Raw genomic sequence first — 19,557 nt, 5'->3', positions numbered from 1 at the left:
GCTCGGCTCGCGGGGGAGCCCGTCCGTGAGGGCGACCCCGGTCAGGGCCAGTCCAGAGTCATGCCGGTGCGCGGCAGCCGGTGAGCGAACGCTTTCCGACGCGATTGAATGGCCGCGTGGACTCCTCGCGCGCACGTTCCCTACCTGCCGAGCCGCACTTCTTTCTCGGAGGTCTCGAAACCATGCGCGTGGCCAAGGATGACGTGGAGGTGAAGCTGCAGGTCCCCGGTGCCGTTCTCCGCCAGAGGACGGACATGGGCGACGCGACGGGGCTGGGCAGGATCAGCGGGGAGTACTTCTCGCTCGCGGCGGGGGTGGACACGACGGCCCTCTTCCAGGGGCTCGAGGGCAACCTCTGCCAGTGCCCGCACTGGGGGTACGTGCTGCGCGGCGAGCTGACCACCACCGACGCGGCTGGAAAGCAGGAGACGGTGCGCGAGAACGACCTGTTCTACTGGCCCGCAGGACACAACGTGAAGGTCACGGCCGACGCCGAGCTCATCATGTTCAGCCCGCAGCGCGAGCACACGCACGTGATCGATCACATGCGGAAGAAGGTTGGAAGCTAGCCCGCACGGTCGCGCGACGCCGCGGACCGCAGGGCAACCTCGAGGAGAGATCGCGGGGGCACGCCCGCGAGGCCGTAGAGGCGTCAACCGACGCCGGCGCCCGGGGGTGTTTGGAGATCGACGTCCACGCCGTCCACGAGCACCGTGGGTGAGCCGCGGAACCCGAGGCGCTCCGCGTCCTCGAGGGTCCGCACGTGGACGATCTCGATCGACGCCTCCAGCGCGAGGGCGGCGACCACGTCCTGCAGCAGCGCGATCGTCTGCTCGCCGTGACCGCAGCCGGGGCTCATCTGGACCTGGATGGTGATTGCCATCACGACCTCCTCGTCTGCTTCCAGTCGTCGAAGCGCCGGAGCAGCTCCTGCTCCAGGTCGGGCGACAGCTCGGGCACGGGCAGCGCGCCGAGCGCGGCCGCGGTCGCCTTCACCTGCCGGACGTACCGGCGGCAGTCGCGGCACATGCCGATGTGCACGCGGAACCGGAGGCGATCCACGAACGAGAGGTTCCCCTCCGCGTAGTCGGTGACGAGCTCCGTGAGCTCCTTGCAGGTCAGCATGGGCGTCCGCCTCGCATGTACGCCTCGAGCGCTTGCCTCACGCGCGTCCGCGCGCGGTGGAGGAGCACTCGCTGGTTCGTCACGGTGAGCCCGAGGAGATTACAGATCTCCTCCGTCTCGAGACCCTCCTCGTCGCGGAGGACGAGCACGGCGCGCTGCGTGGCCGGCAGCGCCGCCACTGCGACCTCCATCACGCGGCGGGTCTCGGCCTCGAGCGCCAGCCGCTCCGGGGTCTGGTCGGTCCAGCCGACCGGGGGGTCGCGCCAGCGCCCGGCGGCGTCGAAGCGCTCGGGGTCCACGCGCTCCTCGGGACCCGCGTCGGCGAGCGCCGAGAACGGGACGCTCCGGCCTTCCCGGACCGCCCGGCTCCGGGCGCGGTTCGCGAGGATCCGGTAGAGCCAGGTCTTGAACGACGCGCGCTCCTCGAACCCGTCGAGGCCCTCGAGGACGGCCATCCAGGTCTCCTGGACGACCTCCTCCGCCATCGAGCTCTCGCGGGTGAAGAGGCGGGCGAGGCGGAGCAGCCCTCCACCGTGCCGCCGCACGAGCGCGGCGAACGCGCCCCGGTCTCCGGCTCGGATGCGCCGTACCAGCTCGGAATCGTCGAGCTCCGCTGCACGCCCTTCGGCAGCATCATCGCCCGTGGTGGTCGCGCTCCGCATCGGAGGCGCTCGATGTTGTCGGCTTTCGCGAGGGACCGCCACGGGAAACGACCCCGAACCATCGTGAGTCCCCCGCTCCGCGCCGCTCATGCAGGAGGGTCCCGCGAGACGCTCGAACATTACGGCACCACCGCGAAACCTGGCGGGCCCCGCTCGGCGACGCAGCGCCGTAATCTCGAGCCGCGCTCGAGGACGGATCGTCAGGGACGCCGATCGCGGGATTCTCCCGCACGGTCGCCTCGGGGAGGTTTCCATGACTCGACTGAACTGGACGCGCGCCATCGTCGGCGGCCTCGGCGCCACCGCCGCGATGACCGCCCTCATTCTGATGGCCCCGGCCATGGGGCTGCCGCCGATGAACATCGGCGCGATGCTCGGATCGTTCCTGGGCGGGAGCCTCGTCCTGGGCTGGCTCGCGCACTTCGTGATCGGGACGGTGCTCGCCGTGATCTACGCCGCCGGCTTCGTGCACCGCCTGCCGGGCCCCGCGTGGATCCGCGGCGCGTGTACGGGCTCGTCCCCTGGATCGTGGCGCAGCTCGTGGTGATGCCGATGATGGGCGCGGGGCTGTTCGGCGGCTCGTTCGGTGCCGGATTCGGCAGCCTCATGGGCCACCTCGTCTACGGCGCGGTCCTCGGCGGCGTCTACGGCACGGCGCGGGAGACCCACGCCGTGGGTCACCCCGTGCAGGCGCACGCGTGAGCGGGGAGACGCTTCCGGCCGCCGCGACGTGATGCGTCGGGAGTCGTTGACGCGTCGGGATATTCCGACCTATGTTGCGTCCATGCCGCAGACCGACGTCTTCTCGGCGCTCGCGAACCCCGTCCGCCGGAACATCCTGATGCAGCTCCGGAAGGGCCCCCGCGCCGTGAAGGAGCTCGCGCGCGGCTTCGACGTGGGCCGGCCGGCCATCTCGGAGCACCTCCAGGTGCTCCGCAAGGCCCGGCTCGTCCGCGAGGAGCCGCGCGGCCGCGAGCGGTACTACCACCTCGATCCGCGTCCCCTCTCCGAGGTCGACGCCTGGCTCGAGGCGTTCACGCGCTACTGGGATCGGCGGCTGGCGGCCCTCGGCGAAGTCCTCGACAAGGAGAAGACGAGATGAGCACCCCTGGAATCATCCACCTCGAGCAGCGCTACCCGCATCCGCCGTCTGCGGTCTGGCGCGCGCTCACCGACCCCGAGCTCCACGCGCGGTGGTGGGCCGCCGGCGACGTCCGCCCGGTGGTCGGACACCGCTTCACGCTCGACATGGGGCAGTTCGGGAAGCAGCCGTGCGAGGTGATCGCGGTCGAGCCCGAGCGGCTCTTCAGCTACCGGTTCGCGACGGGCTCACTCGACACGACCATCACGTGGCGGCTCTCCGCCGAGGCGGGGGGCACGCGCCTCTCCCTCACGCACGAGGGGTTCGATCTCGACTCGCCCATGGGCCGCGCAGCGTGGGAAGGAATGAAGGGCGGCTGGCCCGCGGTCCTCGAGCGCCTCGGGTCGGCGCTGGGCGCCTAGCAGGAGCTCGCCACGTCCCCGCGGGGATCCTGCTCGGCGCGCCCGTCGGTCTCGTTGCCTACACCCTGGGCAGGCGGAACAGCCGCACTCCGAAGGCCGAGCCCGCCAGCGCGAGAACCAGGAGGGGCAGGACGTGTCCCAGGAGGACGTGCGACCCCGTCGCCAGCGGGCACCAGAGCTCGACCATCACCGCCGCCCAGGCGCCGGCCACGGACCCGAGGGCGGCGCCGGCCGTCCCGGGGTGCCGCGGCTCCACGCGCCGGCTGGCGTAGGCCAGGGTCGCGAAGGGCCAGGGAGCGGTCAGGGCGGTGAGCGCGAAGCAGCGCCAACCGACGCGGGTGAACGGATCGGCATAGGTGCCGTGCCAGAGCACCAGCCACGCCCCGACCAGCAGCGGCACGCCGATGGCGACGGCCAGCAGCAGTCCGCGCGGCGGCGAGAGCATCGAGCGCCGCGAAGGGAGGACGAGCCACGTGGAGGCGAGGGCCAGGGCGACGGTGCCGGCCAGGATCCAGGCTCCGCTCGAAGCCGGCCGTCCAGCGGCGTGCGCCAGCCCCGCGACCTCGCCGAAGAGGGGCGGGACCCACAGCAACACGCCGGACATGGCCACGGCGGCGAAGGCGGCGAGCCCGATGGTGAACGGGAGCGGATCCGTCCGGCGCGGCACGGGGTGCTGCCGGACCGCCTCCAGGACGCGCATCTTCAGGGACTCGGGGGGCATCATGTCGGCGTTCCTCCCTCGATGTCGCGCGGCGACCGGAGAGCCGGGCGAGTCGTCGACTCCGAGGAGCCATGGAGCCGCCGGGCCTCCTCGCGGAGCGCCGCGGTGGCGCGGTGCGCGCGGATCTTCACCATTCCGCGGGTGATCCCGAGCACCTCGGCCGTCTCTGCCACCGAGAGCCCCTCGAACTTCACGAGCTCGAAGGCCTCGCGCCAGCCTGACGGCAGGGAGGCGAGGTTGCGCCGCGCCTCGGCCGCGACGCGCCTGTGGTGGAGAGCCTCCTCCGGTGACGGGGCCGCCGACGGCTCCTCGGGATCGCGGACGTCGTCAGCCCGCAGCACCTCACGCACCCCGCGGCGGCCGAGGTCGATGAGCAGGCGGCGCGCGATGGCGTAGGCCCAGGGAACGACCGCGGCGCCGCGAGCGAAGCGATGGCGGGCAGCGTGGATCTGGAGGAGCGTCTGCTGCACCGCGTCCTCCGCCGCGCTGCGGCTGCGGGTCCATCGCAGGGCGAAGCGGTGAAGGCGTGGCGCCAGCTCGTCGTAGACGTCGCCGAACGCCGCGTCCTCACCACAGGCATACCGCTCCATGGCGCGGTCGGCGCGCGACGCGCCCGCGGCGCCGACGTCGCTTCTACCGTCCATCATGAGCGCGACCTGTCCCATCACTGCCTGCATGGACGCCTCGTCGCACGCAATACGCACACAGGCTCCCCCGGTTACAGGCGTGACGCGAGGCGGAGGGGCACCCGCCATCCGTTCGGGCTGCGGTAGCAGCAGTAGACGGCACGGCCGGGGACGCGGGCGACCCCGCCGTGCGAACGGGCGCCATCAGCGGAATCGAACCGGCGGCCGACCGGCTGAAATCAGCAGGTCCCGCCCGTGGCGCCGGGCGCTCGACTATGGCCCGGCGTGTACCTCGTCGCCGTGTTGCCTTCCGTTCACGCGGCTTCACCCAGGACCGGGCGGCTGATCTCGAGCGCCTTCATCCGCGACTTGAACGTCGACGGGCTCACGTCGAGGAGCGCGGCGGCGCCACCCACCCCGCCCACCCGCCATCCGGCCCGCTCCAGCGCCGCGATCATGTTCTCCCGCTCGAGCTGGCGCAGACGCCGCGCCGTGAGGATCTCACCGTCGACGCGCCGGGCCGCGAGCGGTCCCACGGACACCGTCGCGAACGGGAGGGCGGGCGTGGGGAGCACGCGGTCGAGGTGCAGCAACCCGTCCGATGAGGTGATGATCGCGCGCTCGACCGCGTTCCGCAGCTCGCGGACGTTCCCGGGCCACGAGTATCCCCGCAGCGCCGCAGCGTCGGCGGGACCGGGGGGCGCAACCTCCCTGCCGAGGCGGTGGGCGAGGCTCTCCGCCATGGCCGTGGCGAGCAGCACGACGTCATCGCCGCGCTCGCGCAGCGGCGGGAGCCTGAGCGGGAACACGCTCAGGCGGTAGAACAGGTCCTCGCGGAACTCGCCGCGGCGCACCCCCTGCTGCACGTCACGGTTCGTCGCGGCGATCACGCGCACGTCGACCTTCCGCGTTCGAGATCCACCGACGGGCTCGAACTCACCCTCCTGCAGGACGCGCAGGAGCTTCCCCTGGAGCTCGAGCGGCAGCTCGCCGATCTCGTCGAGGAAGATCGTCCCCCCGTCGGCCAGGGCAAACCGGCCCTCGCGCCGCTGCGTCGCCCCGGTGAACGCCCCGCGCTCGTGCCCGAAGAGCTCACTCTCGATGAGCGTGGCCGGCATCGCCGCGCAGTTCACCTTGACGAGCGGCCGATCCCGGCGGCGACTCCGATCGTGGATCGCCCGCGCGAAGAGCTCCTTCCCGGTGCCGGTCTCGCCCAGGAGGAGCACCGTCGCGTCGGTGGCCGCGACCTGCGCCACGCTCTGCAGCGCGCGCCTGAGCGCGGGGCTCCGCCCCACGATGGCGTCGTTCGCGTCCGTGATCTCCACCCTGGGGTCGGCCTGGTCCATGAAGACTTGCATTCGGTCCTCGCTACGCGCGTTACGGACCGGGCTCGCTCTGGTTACAGCCGCTCCGCGAGGGAAGCGATCGGGCGCCCGCTGCCGCGGCGGGCAGGCGTGAGCACCTCGACGGCGGAGGCCCCACGACCTGGTTCGAGAACGCCGCCGGGCGCGTCGACTGCGACGGAGGCGGGCTCACCTCCAGTGCGCCCTCATGTCCCGCGGCCGTTCATGGGGTCCTGCCGCGCTTGCCGTACTCCTTGTCCAGATAGAGCGCAGCGCCGGGCCGGTCGCCGACCATGCGGAGCTTCTCGACGATCTCCTCGGCTCGCGCCTCCTCCTCGACCTGCTCCGAGACGAACCACTGCAGGAAGACCTGCGCGGAGGTGTCCCGCTCCTGGCTCGCGGTGGCGTGGAGCTCGTGCACCAACGCCGAGATCTTCCGCTCGTGCTCGAGGACCTTCTCGAACACGTCGTTCACGGTCGTCCACGCAGGAGGGGGGGCGTCGAGGGCGGCCAGCCGTGCCTCGCCCCCGCGCAGCAGGAGGAAGTCGAGGCTCCTGCGCGCGTGCGACAGCTCCTCGTCGTGCTGGACGCGGAGCCATCTCGCGAACCCCTTCCACGTGTTCGCTTCGCACCAGGCGGACATCGCGAGGTAGAGGTACGCCGAGTACATTTCCGCGTGGACGTGCCGGTTCAAGGCTTCCTGCATCTTCGGGCCGATCATCACGAGCCTCCTCCGCAGAGGGGGTACCCATAACCGCCGCGCGGCGGGAGGACATGCGCGAGAATTCGCTGGCCGGCTGGGCGCGCGCGAAAGGGGTGGGATGCATCACCGCGCGTCTGGATAGACGTACACCCGTACGAGCGTGTCCTTCACCCGCTGGTCGGCGTCGTACGCGTACTTCGCCCCGAGCCGCTCGGCCACGCGCACCGCGGCCGCGTTCCCGGCGAGGATATGGCTCGTGACGCCTCGAGCGCCGACGACCTCGTGCGCGTAGCGCAGCGACCGCGCGGCCACTTCGCTGGCGTAGCCCTTCCCCCACGCGGAGGGGACGAGCGCGTACCCCACCTCGACGTCCGTCCAGGGCTCGAACCGCGTGAGGCCGGCGCGACCGACGAACGCGCCCGTGGCGCGCTCCTCCACGGCCCACGGACCGTAGCCGCGGAGATACCAGTGGCCCATGAAGGCGCACAGTGTGCGGAACGCCGCGGCGCGATCCTGGACCTCGCCGATGTACCGCATGACCGTGGCGTCCGCGTTCATCGCGGCGTGCGCGTCGAGGTCGCCTTCGCGAAACGGCCGCAGGATGAGGCGCTCCGTCGTGAGCGTCGGAATGTCCATGCTTGCACCTCGCCGGCGGGCGGCCGCTGTTCCCCGCTCTCAAACTCATCGCAGACCGCTCGCGGCTTGTCATCATGTCGGCCGCTTCGCACGCCGCCGCCCTCCTGTCGGCGGGGGGGTCGAGACCTTCCACTTTGTCCGACGCTCGTTCGGCGCAGGACGAAGCGGTCGCCTGTGCGTGATCGGCGACGGGCCCGCTCGTCAGCGGAAGTTCCTCGCCTGGCCCTTCAGGATCCCCACCACGGCCGTGATGGTGTTCCAGTTCCGCGTCGTCACCGTCGCCCCGAGCAGCCTGTCGAGCTGGCCGAGATAGCCGATCGTCTTCATGTGACGGCGGTAGAGCCCGAAGACGAAGCGTTTCCTCGACGCGATCACGCGCAACGACCACTCGCCGTCCGCCGGAAGAGCGAACGGAATCGAGGCCCGGACGCGGCGAGGTTTCGAGAGGATGCTCACGAATCGTACGACGTCGGCGCGTGCCGGCTCGGCTTCGAACGGATTCTCCGTCTCGAAGCGGATGAGCTCGCGCCCGTCGCAGAGGACGACCTCCGCCTCGAAGGGCAGCTTCCGGAGCAGGTCGGCGCGGAACCTGGCGCGGGAGCCGGGCTTGCGAACGACGAACGTGCCCGCCGCGCCCACGTTCACGACGTCGTACTTGCTCAGCGCTCTCGCGAGGAGGCTCGGGCGGAACGTCCTGTAGCCGCCGACATTGACCCCTCGAAGGAAGACGACCAGCGCCATCGAAAGGTCATAAAGAGAGGGGTCAAGACCTTCCACTTTCCACTTGTCGAAGGCTCATCCGGCAGCGAGATGACGGGGTCGCCCCGCTCCGCGCCCGCATCTGCCGTGGGTCGCCCGCTCCGGGGACGATCTCGAGTTCTTCCCGCCGAATGATGCGCGGCGCTCTCGGGCGGAGGCGCAGCGATCACCTGCGGGGCGAGGTCAGGGCAGCATGACCTTGCGGATGAGCCCGCCCTCGACCTCGTAGCGCACCCACCCCACGTCCCACGGATCGGGCTTGTCGGGGGCGCGACCCGTGATGATCTCGTGGTCGAGGACGATCCGGTCTCCCTCGGTCTTCCGCTCCACGACGCGAGCCCTGTTCTGCGGGTGCTTCGCGAAGAGGTCGCGGTAGCGCTCGCGCAGCGACGCCTTGCCCGCCGAGAGCGTCCTGCCTTCGGCGGCGCTCTCCACGGCCGCGTCGTCCGCATAGGTCGCGAGGAACGCCTCGAGGTCCTGGGCGTTGTACGCGTCGAGCTGCATCTGCACGACCTCCACGGCCGTGCGCGGGAGGATCTCGTCGGGGCGGAGGGCACGCCCGTCCTTCACGACCAGCGCGATGCGGCTCGTGTTGCGGATGTCGGCGAGCGGGCTCGCCTCGAGCACGACGAGGTCGGCGAGCTTGCCGGGCTCGATGGCGCCGAGGTCCGCGAACCGGCTCACGACGCGCGCGGCGCTCCCCGTGCAGGCCGCGAGCGCCTCCGCCGGCGTGAGCCCTGCCTGGACGAGCAGCTCGAGCTCCCGGTGGATCGCCGGACCGTGGAACGTCCCGGGGTTCCCGGCGTCGCTGCCGGCGACGACCAGGACACCGGCGTCGCGCTCGCGCCGGATGTTCTCGAGCTGGTACGGCCCGAACGGCCCGCGCTCACGGGCGCGCGCCACGAGGTCGGGGGGAAGCTCGACGGGGTCGAGGAGTGTCGCGACGATGAACGGATCGGCGATCTCCACCTCGGCGCGTGAGAGGCGAGGCGCGCGCGTGAGGAACTCGTAGTATCCCTCGCCGACGACGGCGGTCGTCACCCACGGCACGCGTCGGTCGCGCGCGAGCGCCAGGATCGCGTCGTCGAGCGGCGCGTCGCGTACGCCGTGCACGAGGACGTCGGCGCCGGCGAGGAGCGCCAGGCGCGCCGTCTCCAGCTCGGTCGCGTGGACCGCGACGCGCGCACCCGCCGCGTGGGCCTCGTCGATGGCCGCCTGCGCGACGGCGCGCCACGTTTCGGGCGTGGCGCCCTTCGGCACGAGCCACCACAGCTTCACGAGGTCCGGCTGACGTCGGAGCTGCGCCCGGACCGCGCGTCGTGCGCCATCCGGATCCGTCACCTGGACCATTGGCGGATCGTCCAGCGCGAGCTGGGGGCGTGCGACGCTCGACAGGAGCGGGCCGGCGACCGCCACGCGCGGGGCAAGCGGCGACCTCGCGGCGCGCTCGCGTACCTCGAAGTTCCACTCCGGCCCCCCCATGTCCACGACCGCCGTCACGCCGCTCCGCAGGTACCGGCGGAACACATCGTCGATCTTCGCCCGGATCGCGGCCCGCTCCTGCGCGTACGGCATCCGGGCCGTGAGGTCGACGCCGTCGGGCCGTGTGTAGATGCTGCCCGACTGGAAGAAGTGGACGTGCGCGTCGATGAGGCCAGGGATGACCCACCGATCAGGCCCGCCGACCACCTCGGCGTGCGGGGGCGCCGCCACGTCCGATGCCGAACCGACGCGCACGATCCGGTTCCCCTCGATCACGACGACGCCGTCGTCGATCGCCGTCCCGTCGGGGAGGATGACGTGGCCGCGCACGACCAGCGCGTGATCGCGTCCCGGCGCGGCCGACTCCGTGGCCTTCGCGCCGGCCCCGGCCGACGGCCGGGCCGAGCGACAGGCGGCGAGCGCGAGGAGCGCGAGGAGGAGGAGTCTGCGCCGGGCCCGAACGAAGCGCATGCCGCATTCCTTACGGGGCGACCGGACGCGCGCAACGACGGTGGGGTTCCGCCGATCGGCGGACACGGAACCGGCGCCGACGACCTCGTCGGCGCGCTGATCTCCTGGGTTGCCGGCTCGCCGCGCGAGGTCGAGCACGTGCGCGCGCGTCCTCACGGACAGGCGCTTCGACGCTTCCGCCTCACCCTCCGGATTACGCGGCTCCCTCGGAGTGTACGGGCGATGCCGTCTACCCGAGCGCCTTCTTGATCTTCGCGACGTCGGACGCCGCGTAGTAGTTGCACGGCCCCTTCTTCGCGGCCGGCTTCAGCTTCAGCGCCACGATGGCGTTCTTGACCTTCGCGTCGGAGACCTTCAGCTGGACGGCGATCTTGGAGGCGGTGAGCAGCTCGGGCGCGGTGGGCATGCGCGAATCATACACGCGGCTCGGGCGCAGGCGATGCCGACGGGGGGTCGAGACCTCCGCCGCCATCGCACGAGCAACGGCTTCCGACTCACCTGAGCAATGGGCCGGCTTCCCGAGCCGAAACGGCGCGTCAGGGAGCCCTAAGACGGCGAGTGCACCGCGGTCGCGGCGGAGGTCTCGCCCGGCGCCCACTCGCCGGCGGTTCGGCCCCGCTCCCCATCGAGCGCCGCGGTCCGGAGCTTCATCATCAGCGGGATGGTCGTCAGGGCTCCGACCGCGAGGAGCGCCCAGCCCGCGCCCTCGCGCACGCCTCCTCTGAGCCTCCTGGACAGGAGAAGCCCGATCCCGGCGCCCAGCACGACGCGCGTTCCAGCGATCAAGATCATGTCCGGTACCGAGACGATCCTCTGCCTCATGGCGTCCTCCCTCTGCCCATCTTCGTGCGCTCGCCCGTGCGCGGGGACGCGTTCGCAGATGTTGCGGGCGCACCGCCGTACGCCGGGACGCCGAGCCGTTGCCTGCCTCGCGGGCATGGCCGCGCACGAGTCACGTCGTCAAACCTAGTCCGCTGAGCTCGGTTCCGCCCCGAGTTACGCCGCGGCGTCGGAACGTTGACCTGGGAGATCGGTCCGCCGTCGGCCACGGCTCGAACCGCGCTAGAGCGTCCCCGCGATCGCCCGCGCCGCCGCGGCCGGATCGCCGCCCTCGCGCAGCGGGCGCCCGATGACGAGCACGTCCGCGCCGGCGCGCACGGCCTCCGCGGGCGTCGCGACGCGAGCCTGATCGCCCCTCGCCGCGCCCGCGGGACGGACGCCGGGGATGACGAGGAGCGGGCCAGGCCCGACGGCGGCGCGCACCGCGGCCACCTCGTGCGGCGAGCAGACGAGGCCGCCCGCGCCCGCGCCCACCGCGAGCTTCGCGAGCCGCACCACCGCGTCCTCGGGCGGGCCGGCGAGGCCGATGGCGGCGAGCGCCGCCGCGTCGAGGCTCGTGAGCACGGTCACTGCGAGCACGCGCACGCCCGGGCCGGCGCCGCGCACCGCGGCGCGGACCATCTCGGCGCCGCCGGAGGCGTGCACGGTGAGGAGCGACGCGCCGCTCGCCGCCGCGGAGCGCGCGGCGCCCTCGACGGTGTTCGGGATGTCGTGGAGCTTCAGGTCGAGGAACACCGGCTTCCCGAGCGCCGCCGCGGCGCGCACGACCGGCGGGCCCTCGGCGACGAACAGCTCGAGGCCGACCTTGAGCATGCCGACCTCCGGCGCGACCGCGCGTGCGAACGGCTCGGCGGCGGACCAGGACGGGAAGTCGACGGCGGCGCAGATGCGATCCTTCGGCTGCATGCTGTTGGCTCCTCCCTGTGCGAACGTTCCCGACGGCTCCTCGAGCCGTGCCCACTCGTGGCTCGAGCGGCGTGCAGTCCGCTCGCCGAGCGCCCGCCGAGGGACGAGCGGCGAGGGCCCACCCCTCCGAACCGGCGCTACCCCTTCCCCACCTGCATCCGCCCCACCTCGCGCAAGAGCGCCTCGGCCCGCTCGCGCGGCAGCCGGCTCTTCGCCTCGAACAGCGCGAACGCGAGCAGCTCGTCGAGCGCCTCGAGCGCGCGCGCCCGCGCCGCCGCGCCGCGGAACGCGCCGGCGGCGCTCACGTTGCCGAGCACCTGGCCGACGTCCACGCCGCCGTCCTCGGCGACGCGCACGCCCTCGAACGGCGCGCGGCGCTTCTCGGGGAGCTGCTCGAGGTAGCCGTTGAGCCGGGCGGTGGCGTCGGGCGTGGCCGCGACGAGCGCGGCGTGCACGCGCAGGAAGATGCGCCGGTACGTCTCGAAGGGACCGCTCGCGCGCGCGGGCGCGGCGGGCTCGGGAGGCGCGATCTCGATCGTGACCTCCGGCTCGCCCGGCCCGGGCGTCGTGGCCGCGCGCGCCGCCTCGACCTCCTCGAGCCGCTTCATGCCGGCGAGGAGGAGCTCGCGCGTGCGCTCCGGGAGCTTCACCGCGGTGGCGTCGTCCACCGGGCCCTCCAGGAAGGCGAACTCGCCGGTCGTCTCCACGAACGCGCCGAGGACGATCTCGCGGACCTGGCGCGTCACGCCCTCGTAGAGCTGCCCCGCGCCGAGCGCGCCCTCGTCCACGAGCACCTGCCCGAGCGGGCGCCCGCCGCGCGCGAGCCGCGCGCAGCGCTCGAGCTCCTCGTCCGGGACGAGCCCTTCGCGCCTGAGCACCGCGCCGAGGCGATCGGCGGGATCGCTCGACGACGCGAACACCACCTGCCCGTCGCGGAAGTAGATGCTCTTGCGGCGCAGCCGGTCGGGGGCGTCGGGGGCGGCGCGCGACGCGTCCTCGCCGAACGCGAGGAGGAGCACGCCCGTCTTGAGCGAGGTGAACACGAACTGGATCACCTCGGGCACGGTGAGCGCGCCGAGCGAGCCCGCGAACCAGGCGCGCGGCGCGTCCGCGCGGGCCGGCACGAGCAGCGCGAACGCCCCGCGCGCGGAGACGAGGTCCACCTCCCCGCCGCCGCCGAGCCCGAGCGCCTCCGCCTCGCGCGGAGGCACGAGGACCTCGCCTTCGCGCCCGACCGTGAGCCGCGCGCGCATGACCGGCCTAGCCCCCGGCCCGCACGCGCTCCACGGCGCGGCGCGCCACCTCGCCCACGGGCACGAGCTCCACGGCCTTGTCGCCGCGGAGCTTCCACTCGACCTTGCCCTCGGCGAGGCCCTTCTTGCCCACCGCGATCCGGAGCGGGATGCCGACGAGGTCGGCGTCCTTGAACTTCACGCCGGCGCGCTCCTCGCGGTCGTCGTGGAGCACCTCGAGGCCCGCGTCCGAGAGCGCCTTCACGATCTCGTCCGCGGCCTGCTTCAGCTCCGGCTCCGGCCCGAGGGTGAGCACCGTCGCCTGGAAGGGCGCGATGGAGAGCGGCCAGCGGATGCCGTTCTCGTCGTGGTGCAGCTCGATCGCCGCGGCCATGATCCGCTCCACGCCGATGCCGTAGCTGCCCATCACGATGGGCACCGCCTTGCCGTCCGCGTCGAGCACGGTCGCCTTCATCGACTCGGAGTACTTGGTGCCGAGCTTGAAGATGTGGCCGATCTCGAGCGCCTTGAACACGTCGAGCGTGCCGTCGCAGCGGGGACAGCCCTCGCCCGCGCGCACCGTGCGGAGCTCCGCGAGCTTCGCGTGCGGGCCGGTCAGCACGTCGCGGCGCACGTCCACGCCGCGCAGGTGGAAGCCGTCCTCGTTCGCGCCGGTGACCATGTCCCTGCGGTCGGCGAGCGAGGGATCCACGAACACGTGGACCTTCGAGAAGCCGACCGCGCCGAGCGAGCCGGCGCGGGCGCCCATGAGCGGCGGGATCTCCTCGGCGTGCGCCGGGCGGAGCACCTGCGCGCCGGTGGCGGTCTGGAGCTTCGCCTCGTTGAGCTCCTGGTCGCCGCGCACCACCGCCACGACGAGCTTCTCGTCGCCGACGTACACGAGCGTCTTGAGCTGGCGGGTCGCCGCCACGCCGTACGGCGGCGCCGCGAGCGACTCGATCGTCACCACGCCCGGCGTCGCGAACTTCTCCGGCTTCGGGAGCCCGGCGCCGTCCTGCTCGGCCGGGAGGCGCGAGGTGGCGGTCTCGGTGTTGGCCGCGTAGCGGCACTTGGGGCAGGCGGCGACGAGGTCCTCGCCGGCCTCGGTGCGGACCATGAACTCGGAGGACTCGCTGCCGCCCATCGCGCCGGAGTGCGCCTGCACCGCCACGAAGTCGAGGCCGCAGCGGGTGAAGATCCGCTCGTACGCGCGCCGCTGGTCCTCGTAGCTCTTGTCGAGCCCGGCGCGGTCCACGTCGAACGAGTAGGCATCCTTCATGGTGAACTGGCGGACGCGGAGCAGCCCGGACTTCGGGCGCGGCTCGTCACGGAACTTGGTCTGGATCTGGTACCAGACCTGCGGGAGCTGGCGGTACGAGCGCAGCTCGTCGCGGGCGATGGCGGTGAAGATCTCCTCGTGCGTCATGCCGAGGCAGTAGTCGCCGCCCTTCCGGTCCTTGAGCCGGAACATGTTGTCGCCCATGACCTCCCAGCGGCCCGACTCCTTCCAGATCTCGGCGGGGTGGAGCGCCGGCAGGAAGAACTCCTGGCCGCCGATCGCGTCCATCTCCTCGCGGACGATGGCCTCGATCTTGGTGAGCGTGCGCTTCGCGAGCGGGAGGTAGTCGTAGATGCCGGCCCCGAGCTGGCGGATGAAGCCGGCGCGGACGAGGAGCTTGTGGCTCGCCACCTGGGCGTCGGCGGGCGCTTCCTTCAGGGTGGGGACGAACGCCTGGCTGAGTCTGACGACGGGCATGGTCCGGGGGTTATACACCGCTCGGCGCTGGCCTCGCAGCGCCTCGCGGCCATCACCGGGCGGCATGATCACGGGGCGCGCGCGGCCGGCTTGGCGTGGGGCGCAGCCCCCGTCAGCCCTGAGTCCGGCTCGAGGCGATCGCGATCGCCTCGGCGACCACCGCGTCCTCCAGCTCCTCCGCCTTCATCCGCTTCACGATCTTGCCCTCGCGGAAGAGGAGCCCGACGCCGTTGTGGCCGTAGGCGACGCCGACGTCGGCGGCGGCCGCCTCGCCCGGCCCGTTCACCTCGCAGCCCATCACCGCGACCGCCACCTCGCCCTTCAAGGTGCCGAGCCGCTTCTCGACGCGCTCGGCGATGGGGATCATGTCGACCGAGCAGCGGCCGCAGGTCGGGCAGGAGGTCATCGTCGCGCCGCCGAACTTGAGGCCGAGCGACTTGAGCAGCATGCGCGCGACGCGCACCTCCTCGACCGGATCGGCGGTGAGCGAGACGCGGATGGTGTCGCCGATCCCCTCGCCGAGCAGGATGCCGAGCCCGGCGGCGCTCTTCACCGTGCCGGCGAGGAGCGTCCCCGCCTCGGTCACGCCGAGGTGGAGCGGGTACTCGAAGCGCTGCGAGAAGAGCCGGTTCGCCTGCACCGTCATGGCGACGTCGTGCGCCTTCAGCGAGACCTTGATCTCCCGGTAGCCCTCGTCCTCGAGGAAGCGGATGTGCCGCTCGGCGCTCTCGACCATGCCCTCCGCGGTGGGCCAGCCGTGCTTCTCGACGATGTCCTTCTCGAGCGAGCCCGCGTTCACGCCGATGCGGATGGGCACGAGCCGCTCGCGCGCAGCCTTCACCACCTCGCGCACGCGCTCGCGCGCGCCGATGTTGCCGGGGTTGAGGCGGATGCCGTGCATGCCCGCCTCGATCGCGGCGAGGGCGAGGCGGTAGTCGAAGTGGATGTCGGCGACGAGCGGCACCGGCGAGGCGCGCACGATCGCGGCGAGCGACCCCGCCGCGTCCTTGTCCGGCACGGCGAGGCGGACCACGTCCGCGCCCGCCTCGGCGAGCGCGCGGATCTGGGCGAGCGTCGCCGCGGCGTCGGCGGTCTGGGTGGTCGTCATCGACTGGACGGCGATGGGGGCGCCGCCGCCGATGGCCACGTTGCCCACCCGGATGCCCCGCGTCCTCCGCCGCTCGCCGAGCGTCGCCGCCGCACCCTGCCCGTATCCGCCCATGCCTGGAGGTCCTCTCTCTCCGCCCCGAAAAGGCGAGGCGGCCGGCCCTCTATCTAGGGCACGGCCGCCTGCGGTGCAAACCGAGCCGTCGGCTCGACGGGGGGCTACTTCTTGCCCGCGCTCGCCAGCTCCTCGTCGATGATCTTCTTGAACGCGTCCATCGGCTGGGCGCCGCTCAGCATGCGGCCGTTGATGAAGAACGCCGGCGTGCCGGAGACGCCCGCCTCCTCGCCCGCCTTCTTGTGACCCTCGACGATGCTCGCCTTCTCGCCGGAGTCGAGGCACTTGTCGAACTTGGCCTGGTCGAGCTTCAGCTCGCCCGCGTAGCGCTTCAGATCGGGGACGTCGATCTTGTTGCCCGAGCCGAACAGCTTCTCGTGCATGTCCCAGTACTTCCCCTGGTCCTCGGCGCAGTGGGCCGCCTCGGCCGCCTTGGGCGCGCGCGCGTGCATCGGGAGCGGGAAGTCGCGGTACACGAGCCGGATCTTGTCCGGGTAGGCGTCGAGCACCTGCTTCACGGTGCCCTCGGCGCGCACGCAGAACGGGCACTCGAAGTCGGAGAACTCCACGATCGTGACCGGCGCCGCCTGCGGCCCCTTCGCCGGGCCGGTCGCCGCCACCTGGACCTTCGGCGGCTCGTAGGCCGGCAGGAGCACCTCCACCTTCGCGTCCTTCTTGAGCTGCTCGTAGTAGTCGGCGAGGAGCCCCTGCGCCTTCTGGTTCTTGATGAAGCGCACGATCTCCGGCTTCACCTGGTCGAACGGCGGGAGCTGCTGGCCGCCGGCCTTGGCGCGGTCGTACAGCGCGCGGGCCTCCTCGTCGGAGGGCTCGGCCACCTTCGCGCCGATCTCCTTCTGGACCATCTCCTCCGGCGTGACGTTCTGGGCCTTCGCCTTCTCCTCGACGATGCGCTTGCGGATCATCGCCTCGAGCGCCTGGCGGCGGAGCTGGTACTTCTGCTCCTGGTACTGCTGCTCGAGCTGGGAGAGGTCACGCTTCACGAGCTCGTCGAGCTCGCCGGCGGTGATCGTCTGGCTGCCGATCTTGGCGACGGGCGCGCTCGGGTCCTGCTTCTGCGCCTGACCGTTCGACGCCTGCTGCGCCGGGCGGGGTGACTGGCACGCCGCGAGCGCGAGCGCGAGCGCGGCGACGACGAGGTGACGGCTCTTCATGGGGCGGAGCTCCGGAGGAGATAGGCTTTCGGGGGTACTCTTGAACCGGGGAGATTCGGTCAAAATGCCGAGGAGGTCAACGCATTTGCCCGCCGCCGAGCGCGACGTCTGGGACCCCGATCGCTACGCGCGCTTCGCCGACGAGCGGCGCGCGCCGTTCCTCGATCTGCTCGCGCTCGTCGAGCCGCGCCCCGCCATGCGCGTGGTCGATCTCGGCTGCGGCACGGGCGAGCTCACGCGCCTCGCGCACGAGCGGCTCCGCGCGCGCGAGACGGTGGGCGTGGACGCGTCCGCCGCGATGCTCGCCCGCGCGGCGACGCACGCGGGCGGCGGCCTCGCCTTCCGGCAGGGAGATCTCGCTGCGGTGGACGACGGGCCGTACGACCTCGTCCTCTCGAACGCGGCGCTCCACTGGACCCCGGACCACGAGGCGCTCCTCCCCCGGCTCGCGGCGCTGCTCGCGCCCGGCGGGCAGCTCGCGCTGCAGATCCCCGCGAACGAGGAGCACCCGTCGCACGCGATCGCCCGCGCGGTCGCGCGCGAGCCGGACCTCGCCGCGTCGCTCGGCGGTTTCGTGCGCGAGAGCCCGGTGCTCGCGCCCGAGGCCTACGCGCAGCTCCTCTGGCGGCTCGGGCTCGAGGCCCGGCGCGTGCGGGTGGAGATCTACGGCCACCCGCTGCCCGAGCCGGGCGCGGTGGTCGACTGGGTGCGCGGGACGCTGCTCACCGACTACGAGCGGCGCCTCCCACCCGAGGCGTACGCGCGCTTCCTCGAGCGCTACCGGGCGCGCCTCCTCGAGGCGCTCGGCGACGCGCGGCCCTTCCTCTACACGTACCGGCGCGTCTTCCTCTGGGCGCGGCGCTCGGCCGCGCCCTGACGCGTGGCGCGGGCCGCCCCGCGCACAGAACCTTCCCCATGACACCCGGGCTCTCAGGGGATAAACAACCGTCCGCCCAAGCGAGGGAACCCATGGCTCAGCACGAGAGGCTCGTCATCATCGGCAGCGGACCGGCCGGCTACACGGCCGCCCTCTACGCCGCGCGCGCCAACCTGAACCCGCTCCTCTTCGAGGGGATGCAGCCTGGCGGGCAGCTCACCATCACGAGCGAGGTCGAGAACTTCCCCGGGTTCCCCGAGGGCATCCTCGGGCCCGAGCTCATGGAGCTCCTGAAGAAGCAGGCGGAGCGCTTCGGCACGCGCTTCGAGATGGGCGAGGTGACGCGCGTGGACCTCTCGCGGCGCCCGTTCCAGCTCTGGCAGGACGACCGGCTCTTCACCGCGGACGCGGTGGTGATCGCCACCGGCGCGACCGCGAAGTGGCTGCAGATCCCCTCCGAGAAGGCGTACCAGGGCCGCGGCGTCTCGGCGTGCGCGACCTGCGACGGCTTCTTCTTCCGCGGCGTGGAGGTCGCGGTCGTCGGCGGCGGCGACACCGCCATGGAGGAGGCCATCTTCCTCACGAAGTACGCGACGAAGGTCCACGTGATCCACCGCCGCGGCGAGCTGCGCGCCTCCAAGATCATGCAGGACCGCGCGCTGAAGAACCCGAAGATCGAGCTCGTGCTCGACACCGTCATCGACGAGATCCTGGGCGACGCCAAGGCGGTCACGGGCGTCCGCCTGCGCTCCACGAAGGACGGCTCGACGCGCGAGCTGCCGCTGAAGGGCGTCTTCATGGGGATCGGGCACGAGCCGAACACCCAGATCTTCCGCGGCCAGCTCGCCATGAACGACGTCGGCTACCTCGAGGTGAAGAGCCCCTCGACGGCGACGAGCGTGAAGGGCGTGTTCGCGGCCGGCGACGTCGCCGATCCGAGCTACCGCCAGGCGATCAGCGCGGCCGGGTCGGGCTGCATGGCCGCCATCGACGCGGAGCGGTTCCTCGGCGAGCACGCGACGGAGAACTGGGACTGAACCGATGAAGATGATCGACGTCGGCGCGAAGCCGAAGACGGAGCGCGTCGCGGTCGCGCGCGGGTTCGTGGCGATGTCCGCCGAGACGGTCGCGCGCGTCGAGCGCGGCGACGTCGAGAAGGGCGACGTGCTCGCCGCGGCGCGGCTCGCCGGCGTCATGGCCGCGAAGAAGACGCCGGAGCTCGTGCCGCTCTGCCACCCGATCGCCCTCTCCGCCGTGGACGTCGAGGCGGAGCCGGGGCCGCGCGGCGTCGCCGTCTCGGCGACCGTGCGCACGGTGGACCGCACCGGGGTCGAGATGGAGGCGCTCGCGGCCGTCGCCGCCGCGTGCCTCACCATCTACGACATGCTGAAGCGGTACGAGAAGGGCATGCGCATCGAGGGGCTGGAGCTCGTCGAGAAGAAGGGCGGCCGGAGCGGCCACTGGCGCCGCGACGCCGGCGCCGCCGCTGCCCCTGCGCCCACGCCGGCAAGCCGCGGCCGC

The 19,557-nt window shown here is 72.4% G+C and carries 25 protein-coding genes; 8 read left to right on the top strand and 17 right to left on the bottom strand.

From position 1 onward, the window contains the following. Positions 1-182 precede the first annotated feature (182 nt). The gene (locus tag MNZ39_RS12340; protein ID WP_242338842.1) at positions 183-569 is read left to right on the top strand and encodes a hypothetical protein; all 387 of its coding nucleotides are present in this window, start codon (positions 183-185) and stop codon (positions 567-569) included. A gap of 83 nt (positions 570-652) precedes the next feature. Here MNZ39_RS12340 and MNZ39_RS12335 read toward each other — a convergent pair whose 3' ends face one another. From MNZ39_RS12335 to MNZ39_RS12325, 3 genes are read right to left on the bottom strand one after another with little or no spacing between them, the layout of a single operon-like run. Continuing rightward, positions 653-883 carry a thioredoxin family protein gene (locus MNZ39_RS12335; RefSeq protein WP_242338840.1) on the bottom strand — a complete coding sequence of 77 codons (231 nt, stop codon included), beginning with the start codon at positions 881-883 and terminating at the stop codon, positions 653-655. After that, positions 883-1,125, bottom strand: a complete 243-nt coding sequence (locus MNZ39_RS12330) for an anti-sigma factor (protein WP_242338838.1) — start codon at positions 1,123-1,125, stop codon at positions 883-885. The genes MNZ39_RS12335 and MNZ39_RS12330 overlap by 1 nt, the downstream gene beginning before the upstream one ends. Beyond that, positions 1,119-1,787 (bottom strand): RNA polymerase sigma factor, encoded by a 669-nt coding sequence (locus MNZ39_RS12325; protein ID WP_242338836.1) that lies wholly within the window; start codon positions 1,785-1,787, stop codon positions 1,119-1,121. Before MNZ39_RS12325 ends, MNZ39_RS12330 begins: the two co-directional genes overlap by 7 nt. 253 nt (positions 1,788-2,040) lie before the next feature. On the opposite strand from MNZ39_RS12325, the gene MNZ39_RS12320 reads away from it, so the two are divergent. The 4 genes from MNZ39_RS12320 to MNZ39_RS12305 all read left to right on the top strand — a co-directional run bounded on the left by MNZ39_RS12320 (position 2,041) and on the right by MNZ39_RS12305 (position 3,290). After that, on the top strand, positions 2,041-2,334 hold the full coding sequence (locus MNZ39_RS12320) for a DUF6789 family protein (protein WP_242338834.1): 294 nt from the start codon (positions 2,041-2,043) through the stop codon (positions 2,332-2,334). After that, a complete protein-coding gene (locus MNZ39_RS12315) occupies positions 2,292-2,489 on the top strand; it encodes a hypothetical protein (protein ID WP_242338832.1) in 198 nt (65 codons plus the stop codon). The genes MNZ39_RS12320 and MNZ39_RS12315 overlap by 43 nt, the downstream gene beginning before the upstream one ends. Before the next feature lie 82 nt (positions 2,490-2,571). Then, positions 2,572-2,889, top strand: a complete 318-nt coding sequence (locus MNZ39_RS12310) for a helix-turn-helix transcriptional regulator (RefSeq protein ID WP_242338830.1) — start codon at positions 2,572-2,574, stop codon at positions 2,887-2,889. Next, the gene (locus tag MNZ39_RS12305) at positions 2,886-3,290 is read left to right on the top strand and encodes an SRPBCC domain-containing protein (protein ID WP_242338828.1); all 405 of its coding nucleotides are present in this window, start codon (positions 2,886-2,888) and stop codon (positions 3,288-3,290) included. The genes MNZ39_RS12310 and MNZ39_RS12305 overlap by 4 nt, the downstream gene beginning before the upstream one ends. Positions 3,291-3,348: 58 nt before the next feature. On the opposite strand, the gene MNZ39_RS12300 is transcribed toward MNZ39_RS12305, so the two are convergent. From MNZ39_RS12300 to MNZ39_RS12235, 14 genes are all read right to left on the bottom strand, one after another. Continuing rightward, positions 3,349-4,014: an NrsF family protein gene (locus MNZ39_RS12300; protein ID WP_242338826.1), complete on the bottom strand. Its 666-nt coding sequence runs from the start codon at positions 4,012-4,014 to the stop codon at positions 3,349-3,351. Then, positions 4,011-4,688 carry an RNA polymerase sigma factor gene (locus MNZ39_RS12295; protein WP_242338824.1) on the bottom strand — a complete coding sequence of 226 codons (678 nt, stop codon included), beginning with the start codon at positions 4,686-4,688 and terminating at the stop codon, positions 4,011-4,013. Before MNZ39_RS12295 ends, MNZ39_RS12300 begins: the two co-directional genes overlap by 4 nt. Before the next feature lie 263 nt (positions 4,689-4,951). After that, positions 4,952-5,995, bottom strand: a complete 1,044-nt coding sequence (locus MNZ39_RS12290) for a sigma-54-dependent Fis family transcriptional regulator (RefSeq protein WP_277957283.1) — start codon at positions 5,993-5,995, stop codon at positions 4,952-4,954. A 208-nt stretch (positions 5,996-6,203) separates the two neighbouring features. Continuing rightward, positions 6,204-6,701, bottom strand: coding sequence for a ferritin (locus MNZ39_RS12285; protein WP_242338822.1), 498 nt, complete (start codon positions 6,699-6,701; stop codon positions 6,204-6,206). A gap of 105 nt (positions 6,702-6,806) precedes the next feature. Next, complete coding sequence (locus tag MNZ39_RS12280) at positions 6,807-7,319, bottom strand: GNAT family N-acetyltransferase (RefSeq protein ID WP_242338820.1); 513 nt, start codon at positions 7,317-7,319, stop codon at positions 6,807-6,809. 201 nt (positions 7,320-7,520) lie between these two features. Beyond that, complete coding sequence (locus MNZ39_RS12275) at positions 7,521-8,060, bottom strand: DUF1697 domain-containing protein (protein WP_242338818.1); 540 nt, start codon at positions 8,058-8,060, stop codon at positions 7,521-7,523. 201 nt (positions 8,061-8,261) lie between these two features. Further along, positions 8,262-10,031, bottom strand: coding sequence for an amidohydrolase family protein (locus MNZ39_RS12270; RefSeq protein ID WP_242338816.1), 1,770 nt, complete (start codon positions 10,029-10,031; stop codon positions 8,262-8,264). Positions 10,032-10,260: 229 nt separating this feature from the next. After that, entirely contained in the window at positions 10,261-10,437 is a 177-nt protein-coding gene (locus tag MNZ39_RS12265) for a hypothetical protein (protein ID WP_242338814.1), read from the bottom strand. Between the two features lie 140 nt (positions 10,438-10,577). Further along, complete coding sequence (locus MNZ39_RS12260) at positions 10,578-10,853, bottom strand: hypothetical protein (protein ID WP_242338812.1); 276 nt, start codon at positions 10,851-10,853, stop codon at positions 10,578-10,580. A 240-nt stretch (positions 10,854-11,093) separates the two neighbouring features. Next, positions 11,094-11,777, bottom strand: a complete 684-nt coding sequence (pyrF, locus tag MNZ39_RS12255; protein WP_242338810.1) for an orotidine-5'-phosphate decarboxylase — start codon at positions 11,775-11,777, stop codon at positions 11,094-11,096. Positions 11,778-11,914: 137 nt separating this feature from the next. Beyond that, positions 11,915-13,030, bottom strand: a complete 1,116-nt coding sequence (locus MNZ39_RS12250; RefSeq protein WP_242338808.1) for a DUF4388 domain-containing protein — start codon at positions 13,028-13,030, stop codon at positions 11,915-11,917. Between the two features lie 7 nt (positions 13,031-13,037). After that, a complete protein-coding gene (locus MNZ39_RS12245; protein WP_242338806.1) occupies positions 13,038-14,765 on the bottom strand; it encodes a proline--tRNA ligase in 1,728 nt (575 codons plus the stop codon). 112 nt (positions 14,766-14,877) lie between these two features. Next, positions 14,878-15,987 carry a flavodoxin-dependent (E)-4-hydroxy-3-methylbut-2-enyl-diphosphate synthase gene (ispG, locus tag MNZ39_RS12240; protein WP_242338804.1) on the bottom strand — a complete coding sequence of 370 codons (1,110 nt, stop codon included), beginning with the start codon at positions 15,985-15,987 and terminating at the stop codon, positions 14,878-14,880. Between the two features lie 104 nt (positions 15,988-16,091). Further along, the gene (locus MNZ39_RS12235; protein ID WP_242338802.1) at positions 16,092-17,159 is read right to left on the bottom strand and encodes a thioredoxin domain-containing protein; all 1,068 of its coding nucleotides are present in this window, start codon (positions 17,157-17,159) and stop codon (positions 16,092-16,094) included. Between the two features lie 64 nt (positions 17,160-17,223). On the opposite strand from MNZ39_RS12235, the gene MNZ39_RS12230 reads away from it, so the two are divergent. From MNZ39_RS12230 to moaC, 3 genes are all read left to right on the top strand, one after another. After that, on the top strand, positions 17,224-18,036 hold the full coding sequence (locus tag MNZ39_RS12230) for a methyltransferase domain-containing protein (protein WP_242338801.1): 813 nt from the start codon (positions 17,224-17,226) through the stop codon (positions 18,034-18,036). Between the two features lie 92 nt (positions 18,037-18,128). Continuing rightward, entirely contained in the window at positions 18,129-19,073 is a 945-nt protein-coding gene (gene trxB / locus MNZ39_RS12225; RefSeq protein WP_242338799.1) for a thioredoxin-disulfide reductase, read from the top strand. A gap of 4 nt (positions 19,074-19,077) precedes the next feature. Then, the coding region (gene moaC / locus MNZ39_RS12220; protein WP_242338797.1) for a cyclic pyranopterin monophosphate synthase MoaC at positions 19,078-19,557 on the top strand (480 nt) is incomplete at its 3' end.

This window comes from Anaeromyxobacter sp. SG66, from assembly GCF_022690805.1.
Taxonomy (GTDB): domain Bacteria; phylum Myxococcota; class Myxococcia; order Myxococcales; family Anaeromyxobacteraceae; genus Anaeromyxobacter; species Anaeromyxobacter soli.
The sequence above is the reverse complement of the archived record's forward strand: the minus strand, read 5'-3'. Positions and strand labels throughout refer to the sequence as shown.